This is a genomic window from Gilliamella sp. B2923, from assembly GCF_026536565.1.
In the GTDB taxonomy this organism is placed as follows: domain Bacteria; phylum Pseudomonadota; class Gammaproteobacteria; order Enterobacterales; family Orbaceae; genus Gilliamella.
In genome coordinates this window covers 26110-52120 of record NZ_JAFNNZ010000005.1, presented here as the reverse complement: position 1 = coordinate 52120, position 26011 = coordinate 26110, and the positions used below count along the sequence as shown (strand labels likewise).

Sequence of the window (26011 nt, the reverse complement as noted above, 5' to 3'; positions counted from 1 at the left end):
TGGTAAAGTTCAATAAAAAAGGGATAGCATAATATCCCTTTTTTCATTTTACGATTGTTTATTTACAACTAAACACTTCACCAGTCATCACTGCATCTGTTGGCGCTATATCTGAAACATATTGTAATGATGCATCTTGAGCGTTATAAATCACATTACCACCCATTGACGCAGCTTTATTCATAAGATCGGTTGCTGCATCACGAATAAGCTCACTATGTGTTTTTAAACCTGAAAAAAGTGTATTACGGCGGCCTTCAGCTTTACCCAAAAATTGGCAGCTAGCCGCAGGTTTAGTATCAATAAATTGAACGTGTTGGCCTGCTGATGTGAGTTGATAATTAGAATTGCTACAGGCGTTTAAAAATAAAGCACTTGAAAAAGCCGCACCGATAAATAGTAATTTTTTTATAGACATAATATTTCCTCAACCAGTAAAACGATAAATAATGATAAGCGTTGTTATTGTATCAGTTTAATAAAATAAAAAGTATCAGTTATTGTTAATGATTAGAATGCATTAAATTACAGTTTAATAATTAACCAAATCAACCCATTTAGTTAATTAATTGTAGCAAATTAAAATTTTCTCCATTATAATCGCAACCCTACCAAGTCAGTAGATCCTCAAAAAGGCCCCTTAGCTCAGTTGGTCAGAGCAGTCGACTCATAATCGATTGGTCACTGGTTCAAGTCCAGTAGGGGCCACCAACTCCAAAAATATATAGTCAACAAACTGTTAATGAGTAAACTTACCGAGCAGGTGAAAGACATCAAAGGTTTATTCAAAGTTTCTCCAGCAATTCAAAATCCCACGTTATCAAGATTTACCAGCTAGTAGATTGAGGAAACCTTTAAGTGGCTTGGCGGGTTACACCCAGAATTGGCTTATCAGATGAAGATTTATATGATTTAGCAAGTTATATAAAACTGCTGAAACAATGCGATATCAAATAGAATCGATAGAGCCTGTATTACGTGTGATTAATTCAAGTTTTAGCGGAACTTTTTACTCTATAGCTCGTGAATATAAGCGAACTTTAAATGATACTAGAAGAATAATCGAACGAAAAACAGAGCATATACAACCTAAAGGAATAGCCGATAATTGGAATAGAGTTTTACCGATCATTAGGTTAAAAATGTCTAAATTAGCATAATCAATTATTATAAAAATAAAACAACCTAAGGGTAGTTCTTATTGCTTTAACTCGTTAAATAACATACCATTAATGAAAAATTAAGGAGATGGTATGCAGAAAAAATTATTTATAATTCTGTTTTGTTTTCTAAGCATTGGTTGCAATAAAAAAGAAACTAAAATTGAACTACCAAACCAACTGAAATGGGGAATGAGTGTTGATGATGTAAAGCATATGGGGGTTGATATTTCTTACGGAGATGAAAGTGAGGATCATAATTTTCAGTATTATTCAATTAAATCCGATTCTTTTCCTGAGCTGGATTTTAAAACGGTTGTATTTAAAAATAATGGTGGATTAGTTAGTTATACTCATAATAATAATTACTATTCCTCACCGAGACTTGATAGTGATACTAACTATGATTCAACAGGTGAAAAAGCTATATCGTTATATAACTCGTATATTAGTCAATTTGATAAATTATATTATTCGAGTTCAGCTCACAAAAACGTTGAACCTTATAATAATTTTTGGATTAACCCCATTTGTGAAGAAGAGGAACTCTGTATAATTTCAGAAAAAACGTACAAAGATAATATCGATACTGAATTAAAAATCGCCATATCCGTAATCAAAGCGGAAAACAGCATAAATAACATAGGTATTGTTCGGATTTCTTTTATAAAAAATGATAACTTTAATTAAATATTAAACTCTTTTGTTAAAAGCCGTTCCGGCGGGCTTTTTTCATGTCTAGAGAAATCAAAATTATGGAAACATTTCACTGGAGACCGTGCGGTTTAGAAAACAAAGCACTTGAAAGTTTAAATTGATATATATGACTATAATGCGGTTTCAAACGCATAAAATATAAGCTCACTTAATAGATGGGCTTTGTATTATTCATATGTGAGTAATTTTATGAGAACAAGAGCATGTAGACGACATCAAGTTAAGTAACAGTTTCAAATGAGTGGCAACAAAATATAAGCTTTTACACCTAAACTTTAAAAAATTCACGAGCAGTTATAAAAAATAACTGCATATTTAATCAACAGTCGTCTTGTGTGGCTTTTTATTTTTAAAGGTAGCATATGACAAAGGGCGAAAAGAAAAAATAGGTCGCCCAAGTGAGCTACCGATTGTTTGACTAAGGTTAAGGAGTATTTACTTGGAGGCAATAAAAAATTTGGTGATGTAGTTCTAAGCTTTAGAGTTTTAGCTTGTTTTCTTGGTAAGTATAAGTCTTCAATGTACAGCAATACTGAGTAAAGTAAGGAATTTTCCGACACGTTTGAAGCAATTAAAACGTTAATAATTTATTGGTCACTGGTTCAAGTCCAGTAGGAACCATCAACTCAAAAAGTATGTAGTTAACAAATTATTTATAATCATATTTTATAATAATCTAATCCGATAAATTCAAAGTAATTTTATTCTTTTAATTTTATATAGTTACTGAAAATAGATTAATAAACTTTGTCATCTTTGTTAATCTTACAATTAAGGAGAGATATAAAAAGCATGGGTTAAATTGCCTTTTAATCAAGAAAAGTGAATTTATAAAACCGGTTAATTCGCGAAAAAAATAACTATTTAATACCAAAAAAATTTGCAACAATCGTAAATTCTTACTAATGCAATACAGTGAATATAATGGAGTATGCTTATATTTTTGTTAAAAGAGTAGGGTATATTAATTTAATTAAAAATTAATTTTATGTTTTCCAACCCCAAATAATAACTAGGGTCCCGAGTAGGATAATCATGGCACCAATTAAATCAAATGTTGATAATTTGACATGATCAACTAACTTAAGCCAGATAATAGATGTTACCACATAAATACCACCATATGTTGCATAAATTCGACCACTAGCTTCAGGGTGTAAAGTAAGTAGCCAAGCAAATAACATAAGACTTAATGCAGCCGGTATTAGAAACCAGGCAGAAACCACTTTTTTAGCCCAAATATAAACAAAATAACAGCCTGAAATTTCAGCTAAAGCGGTAAATATAAATAATATGATAATTTTTATCATAATTAAACTACTATTATCATTATTAATAAAATTGAGTTTAGTATAAACAAATTTAGATTGGTTTGAACATTATTTCTGTTTTATTTTATAAACTTTCAAAGTTTAAATTGGAAGTTAGTTATTAACTAATGTTAATATCAAATTAATAAATTAAAGGGAAGATTGATTTATGGCTGTAAAAAAAAATTGTGAATTAGGAATGATTCATTTTCTATTCAAAGATCGTAACTTATTTTATGCACACGGTTTTTTTTATGTACTTATGTTCATAATCTTTAGGATTTCCATGGAGTTCGGTAGAGGCGGTTTTCATAGTTATTCTGAAAATTTTGATCCTTTTATTATTATTTTTTTAGTTGCTACTCTAACCGTTCAAGTGATTTTATTTCTGTCGATGCTAATAAAACTCTTCACCAAACCAAATACTCAAAAACTAACTTCTTTTCTTGGATTATATATTGGTATTTTTGTATGTTTTATTTGGTTTGCTATATTGGTGGCTTATTTTGAGAATAATGACAATAGTTGGGGATTTAATGGGCTTGCTTTTATGTTATTATCAATTTTGCCAAGCGTTTCAAGCATTTGTGGCTATATTTTGTTAATTCTTATTAAAGCGATTAGAAGTGGTATTTGTTTGTTAATCAATAAGCAAAATAGCGAAGATATAAAATAGATATTAATGCTATAGATAGAAAATAGCTTGAATTAGATATATAGTTTCCAGTAAATTTTTTAATGTTTCGAGTGGTGTGTATGTTTGTACATGGTAACTTGCCTAAGTATGTCGCAGGTCAGGAAAATGAAATATATTAATTCCAGCTCTTTTTTATAAATTAGATTGACAAGAAAACCTATATTCAAGTTTTTTCACAGAAATATGTATAAGATAGTTTTGATGGATAAATAATATATGCTATTATGATTACACGCAGGAAGTGTATTTTGTAGGCGCATCATGGGACGATACCGTACTAATCCGATGAAATCTTTAGTGTTCAAGTTCATTAAAGAAGAGGATTTCCAAAATAAATTAAATATTATTTCAGAATTTAATTTTGTTCACTTTGAAAAATGGTTCCAAATCGAATTGGCATGTTATTTTAAGAAGAAAAAATTTTTCAACTATTGTCCTTTTACATGGACAGCAGAATATTCTCATACTAATAAAAAAGGAAAAATTATTCCTGATTTTACTATTTTTTATAACACAAGTGGTAATGAGTTTTATACTGAAATAAAGCAATATGATAGTTTTATAACATGCTTTAATAAAATGGTTGATGACTTTTATAAAGTAAAAAATGCCGTTGATAAAAAAAATAGTGAGAATATTAATTGTATTGGTGTTTTTAAAACAGAATATTTTAGCGAAGATAAGTTATCAAATTTAAAAGATGGTTTTAAAAAAGATAAACACCTCATTACCAAAATAGAAGAAATCAAAATTAAAGAAATACCTAATACAAAGTATTCTTTAATGTATTTTTAGATTCTAATATGAAAATCTGATTTAGATGTAAGTCAAAAAAGAATTACATCATCTATAAAATTTTTGGACTGAATTTGTGTATGTTAGATAATTGGTTTTGGCTATTGTGATTATTATTGGCTAGACATTACTAACAGAACCTCAAGTTAGTAATAAGGCACCAGTAGGATTAATAATAATTTCTGTAGTTTAGTGATCTTGCCGATACTTTATATACTTAAGAGCCGTCAAACGATGAGGTCTCGGCATTCTACCTAAAAGAAGTTGATTACGCAGATGAATATCTAGAATATCGCAATTTAATTCATATATTTTAAATTAATAAAGGCAATATTTACTCAATGGCGTGCAGGCATTGGTGTTGCCACAGGGCTTGATCACAATTGCCTCATGTGGTTAATAAAAATTAATTATATCTGTAAAATGGACGCATTTTTTGATCTACAAATCATGGAAGAATAGTCAGTGAAATTAATAAATAAAAGTAAATAACCACTTTCGAGTGGTTTTTTATTGCCCCAAACCTTTAAATAACATACCATTATCAAAAACTATGGAGAATGGTATGAAAAAGATTTTACTAGCTGGCTTAATTGGTTTCGCTTTAGTCGGATGTGTGAGCGATGTTAAATATAATTATGTGCCAGAAATTACTCAAAAAAGCTATCCTGATCTTAATGTAGTTACAACCACGTATGTAGGTGATGACATGGTTCGTCAAGGCAACGTTAAAACAATGGATGTGATATCTTTTCCAGTAACAACTCAAGTTAATAAATTTTGGTACTCTTATATCATTGATGCAGGCGATTATCCAAAGTTAGGTGAAGATAAAAAATATTTATTTTTTGCGATAAGAAGTGTAAACGGTAATTCTATTGTGAAAAGTTTCAATGTTGCTGTGGCTCCGGTAGGTATAAGAGTTAGTAAAGATTCATCTAAGAATCAAGTCTGTATATCTTTTCCAACAGGGACTGATTTTTGTGAGAATAATAAACAGTTTACTTATAAAAAGGTTAATGTGACGAGTCAGGATGGATTCCAGCAAACATTGATTTATAACGGTAAGGTTGGTAATAAAATTAACATAGGGTATCGAGAATTTAATAACGATATTGCTCGTCCTGCATTTTCCAATAATGTTGAATATGATTTATCAGAGTCAAAAATTATAAGATACAAAGGTGCAGAGTTAGAAATAATAAAAGCAACTAATCAATTTATTCAATATAAAGTATTTAGAAATTTCAATCATAAATAAAAAAAGCCCTTTCGGGCTTTAATTTTATCTATCATTTATATGATCAATTCTAGATAAGTACTTTTAAGAAAAGAGCAGTATACATTGTCTTAAGCATATAACAGAAGTCACAATAGAGTAATTTTATAGGGCTTCTTCACATATACAATCCAAACCAATAGCAAATAATTCGCATAGCGTATTGCCTGTGAATAGAGACATTAGTTCAAAATGCAACAACTCGATGAAGTAAGTTGTGTCCTATTTGAATTAAATTTTCGTAGATCAATTAATCCAATTAAAAGGTAAATTTCATCATATTTTTTAAAAATGAATATGTGTACTGTTAGCTGTATTTATTATCATGTAAGGGTTATTTATTGTTTATATTATAATTAATTGATTAAATTATTCGGGATAAACAATATGACAGATGCTTTTAAAAAAACATGTACCAATTGTAATAGTGATTTAGATGTTAATGGTGTTTGTAGTGATTGTGGGTATGATTCATCAATAGAACAAGGAGCGGTTGAATATTTGCCTCAATTTGCTATTACAGCAGATCTGAAGCGAGAAAATGCTAATTTTAGCTTTATACTTGGTAAATTATGGAAATTAACAGATAACGATATTTTGGAATTCATCGCTAAAGTAGATGAAAAATTCAAAAGACATAAAAAAAATCATAGTTACATCTATAAAAGTATAACTAATACTAGTGTAGCTGTTAATTTATCTAAATATTCAAAAAAAGAATTAGAATTTGAATCACTAGTTTCAACCATAATGGAAAAACTTTGTTCCGAGGCTAATGCTGATAGGCGAAGCAAAAAGGGAGGTTCCATAATATTTATTCATTACAATATTGAAAGTGAAGAAGATTCTTTAGGTAGATTGTTTATTTTGATGGTTGATAATAATAATGGGTTTAATTTTGATGATGATTTAATCCCAAAAATGTTTTCAACTATTAACTTGGATTCGTTGAGACAGGCTGCAATGATTGATTTAACTTTATTTGATGCTACTTATCCTGATAATAAAGGAGAGCCTTACCTTCAGTTTATCACAGGTAAATCAACGAGTAACTTCTTTAAGAGAGCTTTAGGGTGTAACGAAACACTTGATAGTACTCTAAGTATTGACGAGGTTAAATGCGCTGTTATAGATTTTTTGAAACATTTTAATGTTAAAAAGAGAGATAAAGATAATGTTCAAGAAGCAATATCAAAATTATTGGAAAATACATTAAAAAGAAAAGCTGATAGGAAATTATCGATAGAAAATTTTCAAAATATTATAGATAGCACATTAGATGATGAAACAATTAAAGGAAAATTTAATGATTTTGTTGCATCTAGGGATTATAAGATTAATGAATTTTTTGAACCTACTCCATCATCTAAGAAAATTTTTGAAACGATAACATTGGAAGATGCAGAAAAAGATTATTGTTGTCACATTTCTTATAGTGCTTTAGGTATAAATAATAAAGAAAACAAAAAAATCACTTATAACCAAACGGATGGCACTCTAACAATTAAGTTAAATGAAAATGATATTAAAAATCTTAATGATTACTTTGGTGTAAGTAAAAATGAATAAAGATATATTAACTCAAGATGAAATAAAGAAACTAAAGTATCTTTTTGCGCAATTGTCATCTTGTGGAATTAAGATCGAGGGCGGATGGGCTGAGATTTCTTTGGGGCAAAATGTCAATGGTGAAAATTTAAAAGAACTTTTAAGGGATTTTGGGGTTAAAAGTGAAGAATTAGATTATTCCTCATTTCATAATCTAGTTAGCTTTCCAATAAAAAAAGGCGATTTAGCTGAAAATACTGTGATTTTTCCTACGTTAGACAGCTTTTGGGTAAAAGCATCTTCACTGGATCATGAATTGCCTTATTACATTATTCTTGATGGCGGAGAGCGAGTAAATAAAGGCATGATATCATTCTTAATGCCTGAACCTATTATTAAAAAAATCAACTTATTTTTAAAATGGAGTAGGCTAATAAATAATATATCAAGATATTCTTTTTATGATAAGTGTATTTATTATGTTCCAGATAAAAATAACATAAAAGAAGTTGAGATTATTATTCCATCTAACAATCTATCTATAATAGATGAAATAGTAGAAATAAATAAAATTAATTTTGACTTTGTAAGTGAACTTTTAAATATTATTGAAGTAGATGATGTCATGACATCGGAAAGGCAATCTATATTGAGAGTTGCTATTTCAGATTTTGTTGATAATAAATGTGTATTAACTGAAATAATCGAACAAGACAAACAAATTTATAAGCGTTATAAAGATTTAGTTGATTTATATACGAAAAAATTTTCTATAGATAAAGTGTTATCTGAAATAGAAAGCAAATATATCGAATATACTTCAAAAATAAATGATATTATTTCCTCAACTCAAAATAAGGCTTATGCAATACCTGGTGCTCTTATTGCTGCCTCGGCATTAATTAAAGCAGGTAATCTTCTTATAGGATCGTTAGTAATCATTGGATTATTTATGATTTTCATAATTACATTTGTCTCAAATCAATCATATAAAGATTCATTAGATGAGTTAAATACAAGTTTAGAAAAATCATTTAAGCGTTTTCAAATTTTAGAGAAGAGAACACAAATTTATAAAGAAGCTGGTGATACTAGTACAAAATTATCTGATAAAATAACCAAAGTTAAACGTCGATTGATATTAGTAAATGCCATGAATTTTATAATGCTAATAGTTGGAGGGATTGTTCTTTATTTTAATAATCAAGATGAACTTTATAAAATTTTTTTTGAAAAATAGAGTTTGTCATAATGCAAGTAAATATCCTATTCATAGGGCTGCGTACTAAGTTGAATTACCTGTCGATAAGCAAGTGAATTATCAAACTCTTTATAAGGTAATTTAATATAGTTTATTTTGAGATATATTGAATTAAAAATCATATAAATGCAAAAATAAAACAAATCCTGATAGATTAATGTTTTATATGCACTGGCTCTAATATTAATAACTCATCTATCATTTTTAGGCACACAAATTTGTAAACATCCAGGGTGGTTAGAAAAAGTAACCGATTACAGTATTAACTATTTATGCAAAGGTAAATGCTATGAATACTTTAACACCAAAACAAGGATCAATTGTGACTATTTCCGCTTCTATGTCTAAGGGCGATATGATTGGATTAAAACAAGCTTTAATTGATGGTTTAAACCAAGGGTTAACCATTAATGAAATTAAAGAAATTTTAGTTCAGCTTTATGCCTACGTTGGTTTTCCTAGGAGTTTAAATGGGCTGAGTGTTTTCAAAGATCTGCTTGAAGAACGTCAAAGAGAAGGCATTACTGACACAGTTGGTTCTACGTCAGCGCCATTACCCACTAATATAAGCGCTTTAGAGTTGGGGACTAAAATTCAAACAAAAGTTGTTGGCAAACCCGTTACAGGCGGCATTATGGATTTTTCACCTGTTATCGATCAATTTTTAAAAGCCCATCTTTTTGGCGATATTTTTGGTCGAGATATTTTAAGTTATGAAGATAGAGAGATTGCGACATTAGCTGCGCTATCAACATTGGCTGGTGCCGATAGTCAGATTAAATCTCATATACAAATTGCGCAAAATGTCGGGGTATCTTTTACTAAATTAGATGCCATTGCTAATATTTTAAAATCAAAAATTGGTGAAATGGAATTTGAACGGTTTAACCGTGTAGTAAAAGGCCAATAAAAAAATTATAATTAAATGGATATATCAATATTAAATATGCCCATTTTCCACAGAATAAGTTCTTTTACACGAATAACCTTAAATCATTTCCTGACGAGGATAGTTATTATGAAAATAATCAGTCAATCTGAATTTGAAAAAAATAATATATATGGCAAGGGCGAACCTAATGTAAATTATGCTAAATATTTTATTGGTCATTCATATCTTTATTAGAAGAAGATTACATTAGAAGAAGATTACCAAAAATTAAACGAATTTTCTAAACCCCAAAAATGTAAAGGATTACTTTAGCCTACGATCGAAAATATTTTAATTTTCGTAGTTAGAATAATTAAATCTAATCTGTCAAATTAATACTTCCCTTATCTAGATTTATCTGTTTGATATGCCTTACAAAGTCGTAAAATTCTTAACAACTCTTTACATAAAATTCAGATACAAACTACCTTATCTAATTTATTATTGTGAAACCGATTTCAGGTTTGCTCATATCCTATTCTTATGTCAAACAAATCGTTTTAGTACTACCTCGAGATGGATCTTGTTAATTCAAAAAAAAACATAAAGAGAATCAAAAGGAGTAGTAATTCATGATAGCATTAAGTTGTACACAGTCTTCAGATATTTCAAGCATTAATCAAAAATATTCACCTCATGTTAGACATATCAGAAAGCGAAAATATACCACCGTTCTTTTTTATTTATCAAGTTATTTAACCTTAAGCATCGTTGCTAATTCTGTTTCCGCACTATCAAACCAAACAGCAAAATTTATTAATGGTACTGCACCTTACTTAACTTTTGATAATGGTCAAACAAAAAGTACAGATACTAAAGCATTATCTTGGATAAGTTATATGGAAAATGGTCAAGAGGTTAAATATAATCAGCCACCCAAGGATACTAATAATGATCCCTTATCTATTTCCATTCCAAATAGTATTGCTACCTTTGCTGATATACAAACAATCGTTCCGGTTAGCTCTTCTATGGATAGTGATAAAGTACAATCAATCGATTTCAGTACGATATTGCAAGCACCTTATAATTATGGTCGCGATGATGATGGTGATTTGGTAAATGCAGGGACGGGTAAAATTTCTATGAGAATTACAAATTCTCTAGGTCAAAATGTTGCGCGGACTGATGCTGTCGACAAATGTTTAGCGCCATATTATATCAATTTACATATCGAAAACAGTAGCATTAAGACTCAATATGGTGTTCCAGATTCAACAACATTTAGTGATCTTGATGATAATTATTTCCTTAATGTTGGTTCAAGTTCATTTTATACTTGTTTTGTTCAACCGAAAACATTAACACAAAATAACGGTGTTTCTGGTCAGTGGGATTCAGATAAAAATGTTTTTTTAGTTCAAGATGTTAATAATCCTGAAACTAATTTTCCTGCAACAGGCGCCAATGATCTTAATTTCAAATTGATTGTTGCCGGGCTTAAAGATTACCGTCAACTTAGTTATAGCAAAGTGCCTAACAATTCTAATGTTGATTTAGAATTCAGTGAATCTAAAGGGGTGGCCGTAGTGAAGTTAAAAGGACCAAACTCTAATTCTCCTTCATCTAAAATGAGTTTTGTGCCAACACAATTTACGATTTATGCTGACCAAGCAAAAACTATTCCAATTTATCGTTTTAAATTGCGCCACTGGTTTATTCCTCAAGCGGATAGTAATGGTATCGATATGGTAGAAAACAATTATAATAACGCTGAAAATTATTGTGCAAGCTTGCCAAATTATAGATTGCCGACTGTGTCAGATCTGACTAACGGTAATATTCCTGGTTGGTGGGAAGGCGGCTATCCTGGAAATGGTCAACAGAAAATTAGACAAATAAATGGTGGATTGATTTCAGAGTGGGGATCATTAAAAAATAGAGGTTATGGCGATGCTTGGACTCCATTTGCTTTTTGGACCAGTTCACCATCCCCAAGTCCAATTCCAAATCAACATTTTATTGTGGATGTAACAGGTGATTCAATAAGTGGTACAAAAACTCAATTTACTCAGGCGATTTGTGTTTCACCTTAAATAAAATTTAAAAAATATTTCCAGAAGTATCATTTTTAATAGCAGTCAAAAAGGGGGAGAATAATACCCCCTTTTTAATTTTGTTGTATTATTAGATAATTAACTATCAACGCTATCATTTAAAAGTAATTAGAGAATGTTTTAAATCAATTCAATCATTCCTATTTATCACCGAAAGCTATTTGCTTTGCTGTTGACACAAATTGTACATTATCTTTTTTCAGCCTCTGGCTTCAAGATAGATTTTAGGAAAAGTTAGTTTATTTATTTAATAAAATATAAAATCTCAATTATCGAAGAATAATCTACTCAATTAATATTTAAAACGATTTTTTGCGTTATTTTTAGCAAACTAAAAGGTCTTATTAACACAAACTTGTTGATGATAAGATCTTAAAATTTAGTAACCTATCGAAATTTCGGAATTATAAAATTATCCAATTTATTTTAAATAATATCCAAAATCGTTTTGTTGATAAAAATTTTCTACTTCCTCTATTTTTATACTGAAACGTGGGTATTTTCTGAAAGATTTTGACAAGATTTCCTATATTATTATCAAAAGATTGCTGGTGAAATAGTGCTTAAATTGTATTTTTGTTTCAAATAATGATGTTAAATTCATTTAATAAAAAACGGTAAAATCGGGTATGATTAAAAAACATACTTGCTTTTTTTTTAATCAGAGCTTATAAATATCACTGATAAGTATTAGCTTATCTTAAATATAACTATACTGGAGGAGCTTATAATGGTACAAAAATTTGCTGCATACGGTAGTGATGTTTCAGCCGGCACTTATAAATGTGCTGACTGTGGATATATTTATTCCAACCAAAGTAAGAAATCGTTACCCCCTTGTCCGGATCATAATAAAAAACCACATAGTAAAAATGGTTGGTATATAGTTAGTGGGCAAGGTGATTCAGTTAAAGATCCTCATCCATCTAAAAAATAGTTTGTATATTTTTAAATCAAAAGGTAACCGGTTGTGTTACCTTTTATTTTCTGATCAATTTGATAAAAAATCTAACAACAATTTAGATCAATACGTAGCCTTTAGATTTTTTGATCCAGATGACTAAGAACAGCGTCCTTCCTAAACTGAATAAAATATATGAAAACCATAATCCATTATTTCCCCAAATTGGCACGCATATATATTGGGCAATCAACCAAAGTAATAGTGCAAGAATCATTGAATCTCGAATTGATGATGTATAGCTGATTCCGGAAAAAACGCCATAGTAAATCAAACCACCTGCAACTGCTATTGGAAATATCATCAACCATAATTGATATTGCTGACATAACCCAATTATTTCTGTTTGATTCGTCAATAATTTTATAATTGCGGTATCGAAAGCTAACCAAATGGCAATTAAAATTATCGGACAGATAATGCATGCCTGCAATGACCATCTAAGGGTTTGATTATATAACGTAATATTTTTCGTCCCTTTAGCTTTGCCACTAAATACGCTCGAAGCATTAGCAAACCCGTCAAAGAGATATGCCATTAAATAGTGAATTTGGAACAATACAGCATTGGCGGCAAGCACTTGAGTGCTGAAGCTAGAGCCAATTGATATAAAATGGTTAGTGACAATTAAAAGACAAATAGTACGGATCATCAAGTTAGTATTAACTAAAATTACCCCTTTTAATGACTGCCAAGATAATATTGCTTTTAAATCGGTTTTTTGTTGTGTTTTTGGTAGATAACGATAGATATACCAAAATCCTAATAAACTACAGCTGATCTGTGCGCTTAAGGTCGCAGAAGCTACCCCTTCAATGTTTGAATGAAATCCCCAAACTAAGATTATAGCTAAAATAATGTTAAGTACATTAATCAGTACTTGTAAAAACAAAACCGCTTTTATTTTTGCCATTCCCATTAGCCAACCGACTAATACATAGTTGATAAGCACAAAAGGGGCGCCCCAAATCAAAATTGAATAGTAGGTCTTTGCGAAATGAGTGACTTCCTTATTCGGTTTAATCACTTGCATTGCCGCATCAAAAATAGGTTGCTGTAGAATAATAAATAAGATACCTAAAACTATAGCAATAAATAGCGGACGAATAAGCGAAGAACGCAATAATATAGGATCATTTAAAGCTTGTGCAGCAAAACCAGTTGTACTGACTCGCAAAAAGCCAAATAACCAATAAATGGTATTAAAAATGACTGCGCCAACAGCGATACCGGCTATAAATGCAGGATTAGGTAAGTGCCCGACTAATGCTGTATCAACTACTCCAAGTAGTGGAGTTGTAATGGTTGAAATTATAAAAGGGATCACCAAAGCTAAATAGTCTTTAAAATAAAACTGTTTGTTGTTGTCTAATTCGGTTGTCATAAATTTAAAAACCTAATACAGATTCAAGAAGTTGCTTAGAATAAGCATTTTTAACATTGCCTAATTGTTCGATATTATCAACATGTTCAACAATTTGTCCCCGATAAAAAAACATGGCTCGATCACAAAGATAAGTGATTGTCGTTAAGTCATGTGTAATAAAGATACTGGTTAAATTTAATTGTTTTTGTAATTCGGACAATAACGATAAAATTTGTGCTTGCACTGAGATATCTAATGAGCTGACCGCTTCGTCGAATAAAATGAATTGAGGCTGACAAGCAATTGCTCGGGCAATACAGATACGTTGTAATTGGCCACCACTCATTTCATGAGGAAATCGGTTAGCAAAAGTATAATTTAAACCAACTTGCTCTAACAGTTCATCAATTCGTTTTTTACGTTGTTTATTAGGTATTTTTTCATAAATATCAATTGGTTCTGCAATAATATTCTCAACGGTAAAATAAGGGTTAACCGAAGCATTATAATCTTGAAATACTGCGCTAAGATTACGTCGCATCACTGACTTTTTCCAGGCTCTTTTTGAAATGTCTTGCCCATTGAAATAGATTTTACCACTGTCGGGTTTTTCCAGTCCAAGGATCAATTTCCCGAGTGTACTTTTACCGCTACCGCTTTCACCGATAATGCCCAGACACTCACCGTGTTTTAACGATAATGAAACATTATTGATCACTCTAGTTTTTTTTCGACTAAATAATCCTTGATCGGGTTGGACAAATGATTTGTTTAAATTTTCAACTTGTAGTAAAACGGTCATTTAAATGCTCTCCAAGCTAACATTAAGAGGTTTAGGCTTAACTGCAGCGTTGAATTTTGTTACTAATTGTTTTCGAGCATTGATTAAGTACTGGGTATATTGATTTTTAGCATGATAAAAAATCTCATCTCGCGTTCCCTGTTCAACAATAGCGCCGTCTTTCATTACAATGATTTGATCTGCTATATGATGAATCACACCTAAATCATGTGAAATAAAGATCATGGCTGTTTTTGATTGTTGCTTAATTTGTTCAAACATCTTAAGGATATGATATTGGCTAATCGAGTCTAAAGCCGTTGTCGGCTCATCGGCAATAATAAGCTCGGGTTCTAGCATTAGAGCAATTCCGATCATAATTCTTTGCAGCATGCCACCACTTAATTGATGTGGATACTTGTTGTAAATTATTTTAGGATTATCTAAACCGATGGTTTCAATCATGCATAGGGTTTTATTAATTGCTTCACTTTTAGTCATTTTACGGTGAGCAAGTAGCGTTTCAACAACTTGCTTGCCAATACAATAAAGTGGATCAAAAGCATTCATCGGGTGCTGTAGGATAACTGAAATAGTGTTGCCACGAATATTACGTAATACTTCTTTACGTTGTTTCAATAGATCAGCACTTGATGAAAAATGTCTGTTTTTTTGTTTTGGAGAAAATAAAACTTCGCCCTTAACTCGAAAATAGGGTTCTAACAAGCCCATAATTGCTTTACATGTTAAGCTTTTACCGCTTCCACTTTCACCCACAATACCCATGCATTGATAATAATCTATACTAAAAGATAGATTATCTAATAGTGTTTTGCCATTACTAAGTGTTACGTTAAGATCCTTGATCTCAAGTAATTTATGACTCATTTGATTTGTCCTTTGGATCGAGAATATCTCTCAAACAGTCGCCTAACATATTAAAGGCTGCCACCACTATTAAAATAGCTATTCCGGGAAAAACCATTTGCATTGGGTGTTGGATCATCACATTTTTTGCCTCGCTCAACATAAGCCCCCATTCAGCCGTAGGGGCTTGAACACCCAATCCGATGAACGATAACGCCGAAATATTTAAAATAACCCAACCAGTATCTAAAGTTGCTAATACCACCAATTCAGACATAATATTTGGCAATAAATGACGGCGTATGATGAAGGTATTGGATGCGCCAATCGCTCGTGAAAAAAGAATATAATTTTTTCGACTGTGTTTGATTACCGAACTTCGTATCATGCGGCTATACCAAGCCCATTTAACGACAATATTAGCAATAATAACATTTTCAATTCCAACACCTAGCACCCCAACTATGGCCAGAATCATCACTTGACTAGGAAAAGACAGCATAACATCACAAAGGCGCATAATGCATTCATCAAGCTTACCACGTTGATAACCTGAAATCAGACCAATAACGGTACCAATGACAATGGTGATTATCATCGTAAGCAGTGATAAAAATAGGGTAGAGCGGATACCATAAAGTAAACGAGAAAAAATGTCTCGCCCTAAATGGTCACAGCCCAGCCAATGTTCGCCAGACATGCTAGCATATTTACGCACTATACGAACTTTATTCGGATCAAATGGGGCAATATAGGGTGCTAAAATCCCAAGAATAATGATTAAAGTAATCAGAACGATACAACACAAAGCCGTTTTGTTTTTGATAAGTTGCTTTAGCACAATCATCTGATACCACCACTATCTCGTAAACGAGGATCGAGCAATTGATGAATGACATCAACAATGAAATTACACACCACAAATAAAATCGCCATAATTAAAATATAAGCTTGGATAACCGGATAATCTCGATTCATAATGGCTGCAATACACAAACGTCCAAGCCCTGGCCATGAAAAAATATATTCCACAACAAAAGATCCCGCTATTAATTGGGGAATTGTCATACCTAATGCCGTTATGGTGGTATGTAATGAATTAACTAAGACATGTTTTAAAATAATTGAGCGTTCTTTCAAGCCTCGGCTACGTGCATAAAATACGCTGTAGTTATGCATATTTTCGAGCATGTTATTACGAATAAATCGGACGTAGGTTGAGATATAAACGAAAGATAATGTTAAAGTTGGCAAAATTAAATTTTGCCATGTGCCATAGCCGTTAGTGGGTAAAAGATCTAAATAATTGGCAAACAACCAGATAAAAAGCAGACCAAGCCAATAACTTGGCATAGCGGTACCTAAAAATATGATTATCCGTACAATATGATCGAATACCGAATTGGCGAAAATAGCACATAATACGCCTAAAATAACACTTACAATCAATGTAAAGATAAAAGACGAAATGGCTAAAACAACTGTTGGAACTAGGCTACGTAACATTTCATCCCAAACTAATCTGTCACGATGTATAAACGAACGCCCAAAATCAAGGTGAAAGACGTTATATAGCCAGGTAAAGTAACGATTCCAAAAAGGTTTATTTAATCCGAGTTCCTCTCGCATACTTTCAATAGCATCCGGTGTTGGCATAATTTCATTAAGACGCAAAGCAACTTCAGCAGGATCGGAAGGCGCTAAATTGATAAGTAAAAAAGCGATAAATGAGATACCAAATAAAATTGGTATCATCATTATTAAACGTTTTAAGATATAACTTAACATGCTAATTGATCAATAAAACCAGTAGATTAATAGTGCATTTTTTCAAATGGTATATCAAACTGAGAAGGTGCAAATTCGATCCCTTTTAATGATTTTACTGCGATAGCACGATTTCGTTCATATGTTAGTGGGATATAAACCGCTTCATCATGCAGGGTTTGCAGTACATAACGATACAAGTTTTGACGTTCTTGCTCATCAGTCGAAATTAGCGCTTTACTAATACTGGCATCGATCTGAGGTTTTTCTTTTAATCCTTGTTGTGCCATATAGTCGCCGTAAACCGGAAGTTTCATGCCAGATAGGAATGATTGAGGGTCATAAGGCATTCCCCATGAGATATCAAACACCATATCAAAATCGCCGGCTTTTTGACGATCACGATAGCCTTGTTCTTCCTCGCCATGAATATTGAGCTTCAATCCAACTTGCTCAAATTCGTCTTGCATGTATTGTGCAATGGTTTTTTGTGACGCAGTATTACTATCATAGTAAAGGGTAATTTCAAAAGGTTTGCCATCTTTTTGACGGTAATTTTCACCGTTTGCCTTAACCCAACCAGCCTGATCAAGTAATTGTTCAGCTAATTTAGGATTATACTCATACGGTTTCAGTCCTAGATTGGCATAAGGTATATTTGTTGCCATTAAGGTATCAGCTGGCGCCTCACTGTTGTTAAATATACCTTCTGATATATCTTTTTTACTGATGATATGCTCAATAGCTTGTCTTACATGGATATCACTTAAAGCCGGTCTTGTGGTATTCATTAAAACAATACGGCTTGAAACAGGCTTAGACATTAATGTCTGAAACTTATCCATTTTGGAAAACCGCTCATAAGAATCAGCATCAACCATGTTTTTACCATAAATGAGATCAATTTCACCTTTTTCCAGTGCCATTAAGCGACTCTGATTATCAGCAATAACTTTCATGGTGACTTTTTTGATTTGCGGTTTATTGCCCCAATAAGTCGGATTAGCCGTAAATATGGCATACTGATCTTTTTTATGATCAGTTAATACATAAGGACCAGTTCCGATATAAGCGTTAACTCCATCCTTGGTTTCACCGTTTTTCATTGAATTTGGGGAAATAAAACGCATAGGGCGTGTCACTGCAATTTCAATCAAAAATGGATAATAAGGTTCGGATAGATTCACCTGCAACGTATAATCATCTATTGCTTTTATATCGGTAATTAAACGCACCATTTCAAGCCATGTATGACGAACTTTATTCGATAGTACAGCATCCCAATTAAGTTTTGCGCTATGTGCATCGAATTTTGCACCATCACTAAAGGTGACATCTTGTCTCAATTTAAAAGTATAGGTTTTACCTTGATTGGTAATTGTCCAACTCTCAGCTAACCAAGGCGAGAATGTACCATCTTCATTGTAGTGTACTAAAGATTCATAAAGCATGTTTTGTGCCCACATTTCACCGGAATAGAGATGAGGGTTTAAATCACGAATATCACGAAAGTTTGCAAAAGTGATATCATCTTTAGCAAAGCAGTTAATACTAACGGTCGTTAAAATTAACGCTATTAGTATTTTTTTTGTACGGCTGAAATCAAAAAGCATACATAGTCCATTAATCAATTACAATTGGGTGCGAGATAGTAGCATAAATGGAAATGATAATAAATATCATTTAGCTGGTTTTTTATAAAAAACATTTTAAAAATCAGGGTGTTCATTTTTTATAAATTGCTATTTATTGAGTTAAAGCGAAGTAATCGTTACAAAAAATAGTCTTATCTTTTCGACTGTTATTGTCTGATACACAATGTTTTCAATCAGTATCGGTAAATAATCAAACAATTATAGTCGAATTGTTTTATAATAATTTTCGACAATTCAATTTTCGTTTATTTAGGAATCATTTCATGTCATTTGACTCTCTTGGCTTAAATGTCGAGATTTTAAAAGCAGTAAAAGAACAAAACTATACCCATCCCACTCCAATCCAACAAAAAGCCATTCCAGTTATCTTATCAGGTAATGATCTTATGGCTAGTGCACAAACAGGAACAGGTAAGACAGCAGGCTTTGCATTACCCATTTTACAAAAGTTAGTTGAGCAACAAAATAATGCACCACAAAGAACGACCGGTAGAAAAGGTAAACGCCCGTTGTATGCCTTGATCTTAGCGCCAACAAGGGAACTTGCTGCGCAAATTGGCGAAAATATTCGTGATTATAGCCGCTATTTAGCGGTGCGTTCGTTGGTGGTATTTGGTGGGGTAAGTATTAATCCACAAATGATGAAACTTCGAGGCGGAGTTGATATTTTAATTGCCACTCCTGGACGGTTGCTTGATTTGGTTCAACAAAATGCGGTTGACCTTTCAACTGTTAAAATGTTAGTACTGGATGAAGCTGATCGTATGCTTGATATGGGCTTTATTCATGATATTCGACGAGTGATTGCAAAATTACCCAAAAAGCGCCAAAACTTACTGTTTTCAGCGACATTTTCAGATGAAATTAAATCATTAGCAAATACAATTTTACATTCGCCCGAATCGATCGCTGTAGCAAAAACTAATAGTGCATCTGAGCAAATTACTCAATATATTCATCGGGTTGATAAACGGCGTAAACGTGAACTTCTTTCTTATTTGATTGGCAAAAACCAATGGCAGCAGGTGTTAATTTTTACGCGTACTAAATATGGAGCTAATCATCTTGCCGAACAGTTAACTAAAGATGGTATTAAAGCTTCTGCGATTCATGGTAATAAAAGTCAAGGGGCTAGAACCAAAGCCTTAGCGGACTTTAAATCGGGACAAATACGAGCACTCGTTGCTACCGATATAGCTGCGAGAGGGTTGGATATTGAACTATTGCCTCATGTAGTCAATTATGAATTGCCACAAGTAGCAGAAGATTATGTACATCGTATTGGTAGAACAGGGCGGGCATTAAATCAGGGTCAGGCAATATCATTAGTTTGTATTGATGAGCTTCCTCAATTAAAATCAATTGAGAAATTGATTAAAAAAACAATCCCGGAAATTTTTACTCAAGGATTTGAAGTTGATCCTCGAATTAAAGCCGAACCAGTAAAAAAAGCGACAGCCAAACAGGTTCCGGCAAAAAGAAGACGTGTTAGTCAAACACGAACTTCTAAAAATAACCAGAATAGTATGAAGCAATCTAGTCATCATACATATTCTAAAACTAACTAAATTATCTAAAGTAGAAGGATATCATTATGGCTAAGGTTAATCGCAGTCGTCGTTTAAGAAAAAAATTACATATTGAAGAGTTTAAAGAGCTAGGTTTTACTGTCAGTTGGACATTTGACGAAGGCACTAGCGAAGAAACTATTGATAACGTTGTCGATCAATTTATCATTGAAGCGATACAAGCAAACGGTTTGGCTTACGAAGGTAGTGGATATTTAAATTGGAAAGGTATCATTTGTACTCAAAAATTGGGTAATTGTACCGAAGAAAATCGTGACGTTGTCACTAAATGGCTTGAAAGCCATGGGCTTAAAAATGTTAAAACCAGTCCATTAATAGATATTTGGTGGGATGAGTTAGAGTTTTAATTTATCTAAACATAATTAACCTAAAAAAATAGCCACAGATGTGGCTATTTTATTAATCAGACGATATCTTTATTCGATCCCTTGGCTGCGCAAGTAATCTTCATAATTACCGGTATAATCAATCACTTTTTCCGGCGTTATTTCAACAATACGAGTTGCTAATGAGCTAACAAATTCACGGTCGTGCGACACAAAAAATAAAGTTCCTTGATATAGCTCTAATGCCATATTTAATGATTCGATCGATTCCATATCCAAATGATTTGTTGGTTCGTCCATGACAATGATATTTGGACGTTGCATCATCAATTTACCAAATAGCATACGGCCTTTTTCACCACCGGAAAGCACTTTAACTTGTTTTTTAATATCGTCTTGAGAAAACAGTAGTCGGCCCAAAATACTGCGAACGGCTTGCTCATCATCGTTGGGTTGTTTCCACTGACTCATCCAGTCAAATACAGTTAAATCTTCTTCAAACTCATATTCATGATCTTGGGCATAATAGCCAATATTGGCATTTTCCGACCACTTTATATCGCCTTGTTCAGGGATAATCTCCCCCATTAATGTTTTTAATAATGTTGATTTACCTATCCCGTTAGTACCCAAAATTGCGACTTTTTCACCCACTTCAACCATGAGATTTAAGTTTTTAAATAACGGGCCATTATCAAAACCTTTGGTAAGGTTTTCCACTACCAAAAGCATTACGGAAAAGTTTTTTATCCTGTTCAAAACGAATAAATGGGTTTTGCCGACTCGATGCTTTGACTTCTTCGAGTTTGATTTTTTCAATCTGTCTTGCTCGAGATGTTGCTTGCTTCGATTTTGAAGCGTTGGCACTAAAACGACTAACAAATGATTGTAATTCACTAATTTGCGCTTTTTTCTTAGCGTTGTCAGCTAATAGTCTTTCTCGAGCTTGGGTTGACGCTGTCATGTAATCGTCATAATTGCCCGGATAAATACGAAGTTCACCGTAGTCCATGTCCGCCATATGAGTACAAACCATATTTAGAAAATGGCGATCATGCGAAATAATGATCATGGTACTTTCACGTTCATTTAATGTCTCTTCTAACCAACGAATAGTATCAATATCTAAGTTATTGGTTGGTTCATCAAGAAGTAAAATATCCGGATTTGAAAAAAGTGCTTGAGCTAAAAGCACACGTAATTTCCAGCCGGGTGCAATTTCGCTCATAAGTCCATAATGTTGTTCAACCGGAATACCCACCCCAAGTAAAAGTTCTCCAGCTCGAGCCTCAGCACTATAACCATCCATTTCTGCATACTGTGTTTCCAAATCGGCAACTTTAAACCCATCCTCTTCACTCATTTCAGGTAATGAATAGATACGGTCACGCTCCTGCTTAATGTGCCATAGTTGAGTATGTCCCATGATAACCGTATCGAGCACTGTAAACTCTTCAAAGGCGAACTGATCTTGGCGTAATTTACCTAATCTTTCATGAGGATCTAAAGCAACATTCCCGGATGTTGGAACTAAATCGCCGCCAATAATTTTCATAAAAGTCGATTTGCCGCTTCCATTTGCTCCAATCAGCCCGTAACGGTTGCCGTTACCAAACTTAACTGAAATATTTTCAAATAGCGGTTTACTACCAAATTGCATGGTGATGTTGTTTGTACTTAACACAAATATTTACTCTCTTTAACATGCGCTTGTTCGTAAAAGTTATCAAAAACTTTTAGCAAAGTCGCAAAAATATAATTTGCCGCACATTATGCCATACTTGAACTTTTTTGAGGATGATTGTTTTAAAAATTGCAATTTGTTTAGCAAAGTTTAGGTAATATGACTTATTCGTCGGATTTATAATCCAATATATCAGAAATTATTGTTCTTTATAAAAGCAATCAGTAAATATTTTCATTATTATTTTATCTGTTGTACACAATTCAAATCCCATAATGTTTACAAGTGTAAGATGAATTGATACGATGCAGCCCATTTATCATTCTTTATTGTTATCAATTATGTCTTATCTTATTTTCGTGACCATTGTTTGGTCATTTTCATTCAGTTTAATTGCGATTTATATAAGTGGGCAGGTGGATACTTGGTTTGCTGTTGTGATTCGAGTGTTATTGGCTTTTCTAACCTTTATTCCTTTTTTACGCTTTGGCAACATTTGCCTTAAACAAATGCTGTTATTAATGGGAGTAGGGGCGTGTCAATTAGGGATTATGTACTTTTTTTATTATAACTCTTTTCAATACATATCCGTGCCGGAAGTTTTATTATTTACAATTTTTACGCCAATTTACGTGACTGTCATTTATGATTTATTGCAAGGACATCGTCTCAGAGTAAATTATCTACTTACCGCTGTTTTAGCAGTCATTGGTGCAGCCATTATTCGCTATGATCATATTAGCCAGGATTTTATTATTGGATTTTTACTTGTTCAAGGTGCAAATATTGTCTTTGCTTTGGGGCAGGCTGGTTATAAACGCATTATGGAACTCTACCCTTTACCGCAACATCAAGCATTTGCTTGGGTTTACCTTGGTGCGGTAATTGTCGCAAGTTTAGGGTGGTGGTTATTTGGTGATTCATCCAAATTACCCACAACCAATATACAATGGATAGTCATTGTCTGGCTAGGCGTAATTGCATCAGGGTTGTGCTATTTTTTATGGAATTATGGGGCGACAAAAGTTGATTCCGGTACGTTGGCTATTATGAATAATGTCGTTATCCCGTCAGGCATTTTAGTTAATGTTATTGTTAGTCATCAATCTATTGATTGGGTGCGGTTTTTAATTGGTAGTGCAGTCATCGTTTTAGCATTAAAATTACACTACAAAGTGAAAAGTAATGCTAGCAAGGGTTAATTAAGTAAAAGGTAGTTGCATCATAATCGATAAAATCAACGGTGTTGTGATAGAAGACAATGCCGTTGAAATTAGCAAACTCGACGCAATAGGTCCTTGAAGTACTTCAAATTGTCGAGCCATCATATAACAATTTATAGCTATCGATACTGAGCTTAATAAAACAACGACTTGCAGCTCTAGTGTTGGCAATCCGATTATTTTAGCTAAAATATAAGTAACAATCGGTAATATGGCTAATTTTAATATACAAATAGAGCCGGTAAGCATTAATTCATCCCGAATTTTATATTCTGCCAGTCCCATTCCTAATACAATCAATGACAATGGCGCAGTCATATCACTAACCATTTTGGCCGATTTATCAATAAATTGAGGTAATGGTATGCCGGTAAAGTTGACTACAATTCCTACAAAAATACCTAAAATAATTGGGTTTTTTGAGACATTTTTAAACGCTTTAACAAAACCTTTAGTTGAAAGTTTCCCCATTTGAACAAACTCAATGCAAACTGTGGCAAGTGTCCAAAGTATCAGTGCATTGAAAATAACAATTATGGCAACAATTGGAATGGCGTTATCGCCTAACAACATTTTAATTATCGGTATACCGACAAAGACGGTGTTTGTGTAAATACCGCCCATTGCAAACATAGTGCTTTGAGTTCCATTTAATTTAAAGCATTTCGAAGCAATGATGCAGCCCAATGCAAAAACAATAAAGGAACTTCCAAAAAAGACCAACAACAATTTAATATCGATTTGCGAATGCTCAGAAAAATGGCTCATAATTTGAAAGAGCATAATTGGAAAAGCAATATAAAAAGTAAATTTAGTTAAACTATCGGTTACTGTTTTTTGCCAACGCCCAATTTTAATCGCTAAGTATCCTAATAAGATGAGGACAAATAGGGGCAAAGTCGCTAAAAACTGTTGCCCTAATGTTGTGAGAAATTCCATCTATCTTTGTCTATCGCGTTATGCATGGTTTCGAATAAAGAACCATTCTAATTCAGTTGAACGTTTTGAATCAAACTGATAACCTTCTAAATTAAAACTTTTAATATCATTACTTTGATTAATATTATTTTTGATAATAAATCGGCTCATTAACCCACGGGCTTTTTTGGCATAAAAACTGATAACTTTAAATTCGTCTTTGCTTTTATCTAAAAATACAGGCTGGATGATGCTTGCTTTGAGTTGTTTTGCTTCTATTGCCTTAAAGTACTCGTTAGACGCTAAATTGATCAAAGTTGGAGTGGCTGATTGAGCAAGTTCCTTGTTGAGATAATCGGTTAACTTATCACCCCAGAACTGATAAAGATTAGAATTATGACCATTTTTTAATCTTATGCCCATTTCCAATCGATAAGGTTGGATCAGATCAAAAGGTCTTAATACACCATAAAGCCCTGATAATATTCTTAAATGGGATTGAGCAAAACTCAAATCTTTATCCGTAAAATCTTCGACATGAAGACCTTCGTAAACATCGCCTTTGAATGCTAATATCGCTTGTCTGGCATTATCAGGGGTGAAATTAGCATGCCAATCTTGAAATCGTTGATAATTCACTTCAGCCAACTTAGGACTGATGGACATTAATTTAGCTAATTCATTAGCTGAAAGTTTTTTACACACTTCAACCAACTGTTGAGTTTCTGGCATAAATTGTGGTTTAGAATAATCAGAAGTGATTAATGGACTTTGATAGTCAAGCGTTTTTGCAGGTGAGATGATTGTTAACATAAAGCTATTGCCCTATTGTAATTTGGATGAATTGGGGTTATTTTACACTTAATCTAATCAAATAAGGAGTCTTAATATGAATTCTACCAAAAAAGAAATACATGATATTCGTTCTTGGGCAAGTATTCGCGAAACTTCTATTGAAATTGCAGAAGCTATTTTTGAGTTAGCAAACTATGATGAAAAATTGGCTGAACAGATTTGGTCGGAAGGCAGTGATGAGGTTTTACCGCTAGCATTTTCGAAAACCAAAGCAGATAAACTATTTTGGGGCGAACAAACTATTGAACGCAAAAATATCTAAAA

At 32.6% G+C, this 26011-nt stretch carries 23 protein-coding genes, 1 tRNA gene and 2 pseudogenes; 15 read left to right on the top strand and 11 right to left on the bottom strand.

The annotated features are described in order from the left end of the window. Window positions 1–58: 58 nt before the first annotated feature. Window positions 59–418: a DUF4156 domain-containing protein gene (locus tag J3U42_RS07060; protein WP_267329506.1), complete on the bottom strand. Its 360-nt coding sequence runs from the start codon at window positions 416–418 to the stop codon at window positions 59–61. A gap of 216 nt (window positions 419–634) precedes the next feature. Between J3U42_RS07060 and J3U42_RS07055 the strand changes: the two genes are divergently transcribed. The 3 genes and pseudogenes from J3U42_RS07055 (at window position 635) to J3U42_RS07050 (ending at window position 1850) form a co-directional block, all read left to right on the top strand. Next, window positions 635–711, top strand: a tRNA-Ile gene (locus tag J3U42_RS07055). 227 nt (window positions 712–938) lie between these two features. Continuing rightward, window positions 939–1160: pseudogene (locus tag J3U42_RS12410) on the top strand (P22AR C-terminal domain-containing protein); the annotation flags it as partial. Between the two features lie 93 nt (window positions 1161–1253). Next, window positions 1254–1850, top strand: coding sequence for a hypothetical protein (locus J3U42_RS07050; RefSeq protein WP_267336066.1), 597 nt, complete (start codon window positions 1254–1256; stop codon window positions 1848–1850). Window positions 1851–2863: 1013 nt separating this feature from the next. Here the strand turns inward: J3U42_RS07050 and J3U42_RS07045 are convergent. After that, window positions 2864–3187, bottom strand: coding sequence for a YnfA family protein (locus J3U42_RS07045; RefSeq protein WP_220217399.1), 324 nt, complete (start codon window positions 3185–3187; stop codon window positions 2864–2866). 169 nt (window positions 3188–3356) lie between these two features. On the opposite strand from J3U42_RS07045, the gene J3U42_RS07040 reads away from it, so the two are divergent. The 8 genes from J3U42_RS07040 (at window position 3357) to J3U42_RS07005 (ending at window position 12692) form a co-directional block, all read left to right on the top strand. Beyond that, window positions 3357–3863 (top strand): hypothetical protein, encoded by a 507-nt coding sequence (locus tag J3U42_RS07040; protein ID WP_267336065.1) that lies wholly within the window; start codon window positions 3357–3359, stop codon window positions 3861–3863. A gap of 282 nt (window positions 3864–4145) precedes the next feature. After that, window positions 4146–4679: a hypothetical protein gene (locus J3U42_RS07035; RefSeq protein ID WP_220217397.1), complete on the top strand. Its 534-nt coding sequence runs from the start codon at window positions 4146–4148 to the stop codon at window positions 4677–4679. A 565-nt stretch (window positions 4680–5244) separates the two neighbouring features. Then, the gene (locus J3U42_RS07030; RefSeq protein WP_267329513.1) at window positions 5245–5940 is read left to right on the top strand and encodes a hypothetical protein; all 696 of its coding nucleotides are present in this window, start codon (window positions 5245–5247) and stop codon (window positions 5938–5940) included. Between the two features lie 405 nt (window positions 5941–6345). Then, entirely contained in the window at window positions 6346–7527 is a 1182-nt protein-coding gene (locus J3U42_RS07025; RefSeq protein WP_267336064.1) for a nucleoid-associated protein, read from the top strand. Continuing rightward, window positions 7520–8746, top strand: a complete 1227-nt coding sequence (locus J3U42_RS07020; protein ID WP_267336063.1) for a hypothetical protein — start codon at window positions 7520–7522, stop codon at window positions 8744–8746. Before J3U42_RS07025 ends, J3U42_RS07020 begins: the two co-directional genes overlap by 8 nt. Window positions 8747–9056: 310 nt before the next feature. Then, on the top strand, window positions 9057–9677 hold the full coding sequence (locus J3U42_RS07015; protein ID WP_267336062.1) for a carboxymuconolactone decarboxylase family protein: 621 nt from the start codon (window positions 9057–9059) through the stop codon (window positions 9675–9677). 593 nt (window positions 9678–10270) lie between these two features. Further along, complete coding sequence (locus tag J3U42_RS07010; protein ID WP_267336061.1) at window positions 10271–11734, top strand: hypothetical protein; 1464 nt, start codon at window positions 10271–10273, stop codon at window positions 11732–11734. A 751-nt stretch (window positions 11735–12485) separates the two neighbouring features. Further along, window positions 12486–12692, top strand: a complete 207-nt coding sequence (locus tag J3U42_RS07005) for a hypothetical protein (protein ID WP_220217391.1) — start codon at window positions 12486–12488, stop codon at window positions 12690–12692. 82 nt (window positions 12693–12774) lie between these two features. On the opposite strand, the gene J3U42_RS07000 is transcribed toward J3U42_RS07005, so the two are convergent. From J3U42_RS07000 to nikA, 6 genes are read right to left on the bottom strand one after another with little or no spacing between them, the layout of a single operon-like run. Then, entirely contained in the window at window positions 12775–14100 is a 1326-nt protein-coding gene (locus J3U42_RS07000; protein WP_220217390.1) for an MATE family efflux transporter, read from the bottom strand. A 4-nt stretch (window positions 14101–14104) separates the two neighbouring features. Next, window positions 14105–14884: an ABC transporter ATP-binding protein gene (locus J3U42_RS06995; protein WP_267336060.1), complete on the bottom strand. Its 780-nt coding sequence runs from the start codon at window positions 14882–14884 to the stop codon at window positions 14105–14107. Further along, window positions 14885–15751, bottom strand: coding sequence for an ABC transporter ATP-binding protein (locus J3U42_RS06990; protein WP_267336059.1), 867 nt, complete (start codon window positions 15749–15751; stop codon window positions 14885–14887). It lies immediately after the preceding gene. Next, window positions 15741–16571, bottom strand: a complete 831-nt coding sequence (gene opp1C, locus J3U42_RS06985) for a nickel/cobalt ABC transporter permease (protein ID WP_366939815.1) — start codon at window positions 16569–16571, stop codon at window positions 15741–15743. Before opp1C ends, J3U42_RS06990 begins: the two co-directional genes overlap by 11 nt. 2 nt (window positions 16572–16573) lie before the next feature. Then, on the bottom strand, window positions 16574–17518 hold the full coding sequence (gene opp1B, locus J3U42_RS06980; protein ID WP_267336057.1) for a nickel/cobalt ABC transporter permease: 945 nt from the start codon (window positions 17516–17518) through the stop codon (window positions 16574–16576). 26 nt (window positions 17519–17544) lie between these two features. Continuing rightward, complete coding sequence (nikA, locus tag J3U42_RS06975; RefSeq protein ID WP_267336056.1) at window positions 17545–19110, bottom strand: nickel ABC transporter substrate-binding protein; 1566 nt, start codon at window positions 19108–19110, stop codon at window positions 17545–17547. 305 nt (window positions 19111–19415) lie between these two features. On the opposite strand from nikA, the gene rhlE reads away from it, so the two are divergent. Together rhlE and J3U42_RS06965 are read left to right on the top strand one after the other, a co-directional pair. Further along, entirely contained in the window at window positions 19416–20720 is a 1305-nt protein-coding gene (rhlE, locus tag J3U42_RS06970) for an ATP-dependent RNA helicase RhlE (protein ID WP_220217384.1), read from the top strand. A gap of 26 nt (window positions 20721–20746) precedes the next feature. Then, window positions 20747–21088, top strand: a complete 342-nt coding sequence (locus J3U42_RS06965; RefSeq protein ID WP_220217383.1) for a YggL family protein — start codon at window positions 20747–20749, stop codon at window positions 21086–21088. A gap of 69 nt (window positions 21089–21157) precedes the next feature. On the opposite strand, the pseudogene J3U42_RS06960 reads toward J3U42_RS06965, so the two are convergent. Continuing rightward, window positions 21158–22727, bottom strand: a pseudogene (locus J3U42_RS06960) (ABC-F family ATPase). A gap of 365 nt (window positions 22728–23092) precedes the next feature. Between J3U42_RS06960 and J3U42_RS06955 the strand changes: the two are divergent. Next, the gene (locus J3U42_RS06955; RefSeq protein ID WP_220217381.1) at window positions 23093–23953 is read left to right on the top strand and encodes a DMT family transporter; all 861 of its coding nucleotides are present in this window, start codon (window positions 23093–23095) and stop codon (window positions 23951–23953) included. On the opposite strand, the gene J3U42_RS06950 is transcribed toward J3U42_RS06955, so the two are convergent. Both J3U42_RS06950 and yaaA read right to left on the bottom strand, forming a co-directional pair. Then, window positions 23954–24913 carry an AEC family transporter gene (locus tag J3U42_RS06950; RefSeq protein WP_267336055.1) on the bottom strand — a complete coding sequence of 320 codons (960 nt, stop codon included), beginning with the start codon at window positions 24911–24913 and terminating at the stop codon, window positions 23954–23956. It lies immediately after the preceding gene. A gap of 18 nt (window positions 24914–24931) precedes the next feature. Further along, window positions 24932–25705, bottom strand: coding sequence for a peroxide stress protein YaaA (gene yaaA, locus J3U42_RS06945; RefSeq protein WP_267336054.1), 774 nt, complete (start codon window positions 25703–25705; stop codon window positions 24932–24934). Window positions 25706–25781: 76 nt separating this feature from the next. Here yaaA and J3U42_RS06940 point away from each other — a divergent pair, with 76 nt between their 5' ends. After that, window positions 25782–26009 (top strand): YccJ family protein, encoded by a 228-nt coding sequence (locus J3U42_RS06940; RefSeq protein ID WP_220217378.1) that lies wholly within the window; start codon window positions 25782–25784, stop codon window positions 26007–26009. The last annotated feature ends 2 nt before the right edge of the window (window positions 26010–26011 follow it).

What these genes read in the sequence shown, in the direction of transcription:
- J3U42_RS07030 (WP_267329513.1), top strand. Translation starts at nt 5,245, where the DNA reads ATGAAAAAGATTTTACTAGCTGGCTTAATTGGTTTCGCTTTAGTCGGA.
- J3U42_RS07005 (WP_220217391.1), top strand. Translation starts at nt 12,486, where the DNA reads ATGGTACAAAAATTTGCTGCATACGGTAGTGATGTTTCAGCCGGCACT.
- J3U42_RS06965 (WP_220217383.1), top strand. Translation starts at nt 20,747, where the DNA reads ATGGCTAAGGTTAATCGCAGTCGTCGTTTAAGAAAAAAATTACATATT.
- J3U42_RS06940 (WP_220217378.1), top strand. Translation starts at nt 25,782, where the DNA reads ATGAATTCTACCAAAAAAGAAATACATGATATTCGTTCTTGGGCAAGT.
- nikA (WP_267336056.1), bottom strand. Translation starts at nt 19,110, where the DNA reads ATGCTTTTTGATTTCAGCCGTACAAAAAAAATACTAATAGCGTTAATT.
- J3U42_RS06990 (WP_267336059.1), bottom strand. Translation starts at nt 15,751, where the DNA reads ATGAGTCATAAATTACTTGAGATCAAGGATCTTAACGTAACACTTAGT.
- J3U42_RS07035 (WP_220217397.1), top strand. Translation starts at nt 4,146, where the DNA reads ATGGGACGATACCGTACTAATCCGATGAAATCTTTAGTGTTCAAGTTC.
- J3U42_RS07050 (WP_267336066.1), top strand. Translation starts at nt 1,254, where the DNA reads ATGCAGAAAAAATTATTTATAATTCTGTTTTGTTTTCTAAGCATTGGT.
- rhlE (WP_220217384.1), top strand. Translation starts at nt 19,416, where the DNA reads ATGTCATTTGACTCTCTTGGCTTAAATGTCGAGATTTTAAAAGCAGTA.
- J3U42_RS07015 (WP_267336062.1), top strand. Translation starts at nt 9,057, where the DNA reads ATGAATACTTTAACACCAAAACAAGGATCAATTGTGACTATTTCCGCT.
- J3U42_RS06995 (WP_267336060.1), bottom strand. Translation starts at nt 14,884, where the DNA reads ATGACCGTTTTACTACAAGTTGAAAATTTAAACAAATCATTTGTCCAA.
- J3U42_RS06955 (WP_220217381.1), top strand. Translation starts at nt 23,093, where the DNA reads ATGTCTTATCTTATTTTCGTGACCATTGTTTGGTCATTTTCATTCAGT.
- opp1B (WP_267336057.1), bottom strand. Translation starts at nt 17,518, where the DNA reads ATGTTAAGTTATATCTTAAAACGTTTAATAATGATGATACCAATTTTA.
- J3U42_RS07040 (WP_267336065.1), top strand. Translation starts at nt 3,357, where the DNA reads ATGGCTGTAAAAAAAAATTGTGAATTAGGAATGATTCATTTTCTATTC.
- J3U42_RS07025 (WP_267336064.1), top strand. Translation starts at nt 6,346, where the DNA reads ATGACAGATGCTTTTAAAAAAACATGTACCAATTGTAATAGTGATTTA.
- J3U42_RS07010 (WP_267336061.1), top strand. Translation starts at nt 10,271, where the DNA reads ATGATAGCATTAAGTTGTACACAGTCTTCAGATATTTCAAGCATTAAT.
- J3U42_RS07020 (WP_267336063.1), top strand. Translation starts at nt 7,520, where the DNA reads ATGAATAAAGATATATTAACTCAAGATGAAATAAAGAAACTAAAGTAT.
- yaaA (WP_267336054.1), bottom strand. Translation starts at nt 25,705, where the DNA reads ATGTTAACAATCATCTCACCTGCAAAAACGCTTGACTATCAAAGTCCA.
- J3U42_RS07045 (WP_220217399.1), bottom strand. Translation starts at nt 3,187, where the DNA reads ATGATAAAAATTATCATATTATTTATATTTACCGCTTTAGCTGAAATT.
- J3U42_RS07060 (WP_267329506.1), bottom strand. Translation starts at nt 418, where the DNA reads ATGTCTATAAAAAAATTACTATTTATCGGTGCGGCTTTTTCAAGTGCT.
- J3U42_RS07000 (WP_220217390.1), bottom strand. Translation starts at nt 14,100, where the DNA reads ATGACAACCGAATTAGACAACAACAAACAGTTTTATTTTAAAGACTAT.
- J3U42_RS06950 (WP_267336055.1), bottom strand. Translation starts at nt 24,913, where the DNA reads ATGGAATTTCTCACAACATTAGGGCAACAGTTTTTAGCGACTTTGCCC.